Origin of the sequence: Arthrobacter crystallopoietes BAB-32 (genome assembly GCF_000328305.2) — a bacterium.
GTDB classification, from domain to species: Bacteria; Actinomycetota; Actinomycetes; order Actinomycetales; family Micrococcaceae; genus Crystallibacter; species Crystallibacter crystallopoietes_A.
This window is the reverse complement of sequence record NZ_ANPE02000247.1, coordinates 1-1,371: the sequence shown is the minus strand read 5'-3', so window position 1 is coordinate 1,371 and position 1,371 is coordinate 1. Positions and strand designations below refer to the sequence as shown.

Genomic DNA, 1,371 nt, shown 5'->3' with positions numbered 1-1,371 from the left:
CGGATTCCTGCGGCCGGCCGAGCGGCTGCGTGGGATTGGCGCCGGCGCCGGAGATGGGCTCCGTGGGATGCTCTGTCTTTCCTGACTGCGCGGCGCCTGGCTCCGGCTGCTCCGGGCGGTTCGGATTCTCCGACATGTCGATGTCCTTCGGGGTGGATTCCAGTGGTGTTCAGGTATCAATCTACGTCCCGGCGTGGGTAAGGACCATCAGGGGCCGCCCTGATCCTCGCGTCGGGGTTCCGCGGGTTGCTGCCGGGGGCGAAGGGATGCAATCGGCGTCCGCAACAGCTTGCACTCTCGGTGCCTGAGTGCTAATTATTGACTTGGCACTCTCGCAGGCTGACTGCTAACGCGGCTTAGCTGGCGGGAGAGAGTGAAATTCCCGACCACTGTGGTGAGGATGCCGGTGCGGTGTAAAGAGATCATCGAACCGGGGTCCGTCCGTCGCGGGCACTGCCGTGGTCAGCAGCCGCCGGTGCGGTTGCGCACGCTGTCTACTGTCCAGAAGGGACGATGCCGCCATGGCAAAGATCATTAGCTTCGACGAAGAGGCCCGCCGCGGCCTTGAGCGGGGTCTGAACATCCTCGCTGACGCTGTTAAGGTGACCCTCGGCCCGCGCGGCCGGAACGTGGTCCTGGAGAAGAAGTGGGGCGCCCCCACGATCACCAACGATGGTGTTTCCATCGCCAAGGAGATCGAACTCGACGATCCGTACGAGAAGATCGGCGCCGAGCTCGTCAAGGAAGTTGCCAAGAAGACCGACGACGTGGCCGGTGACGGTACCACCACCGCGACCGTGCTCGCCCAGGCCCTGGTCAAGGAAGGCCTGCGCAACGTTGCCGCCGGCGCCGACCCGCTGAGCCTCAAGCGCGGCATCGAGAAGGCCGTTGACGCCGTCACCGCCGAGCTGCTCGCTTCCGCCAAGGAAATCGAGACCAAGGAGCAGATCGCCGCCACCGCTTCGATCTCCGCGGGCGACCCGCAGATCGGCGAGCTGATCTCCGAGGCCCTCGACAAGGTTGGCAAGGAAGGCGTCATCACCGTCGAGGAGTCCAACACCTTCGGCCTGGAGCTTGAGCTCACCGAGGGCATGCGCTTCGACAAGGGCTACATCTCCGGCTACTTCGTCACCGACGCAGAGCGCCAGGAGACCGTCCTGGAGGATCCCTACATCCTGATCGTCAACTCCAAGATCTCCAACGTGAAGGATCTGGTTGCGGTCCTGGAGAAGGTCATGCAGTCCGGCAAGCCGCTGCTGATCATTGCCGAAGACGTCGAGGGCGAGGCGCTGGCCACCCTGGTTGTCAACAAGATCCGCGGCACCTTCAAGTCCGTCGCCGTCAAGGCTCCGGGCTTCGGCGACCGCCGCA

At 64.3% G+C, this 1,371-nt stretch carries 1 protein-coding gene; it reads left to right on the top strand.

Annotation, left to right across the window (positions count from 1 at the left end; genetic code table 11):
• Positions 1 to 521 precede the first annotated feature (521 nt).
• The coding region (gene groEL, locus D477_RS18495; RefSeq protein ID WP_005273424.1) for a chaperonin GroEL at positions 522 to 1,371 on the top strand (850 nt) is incomplete at its 3' end.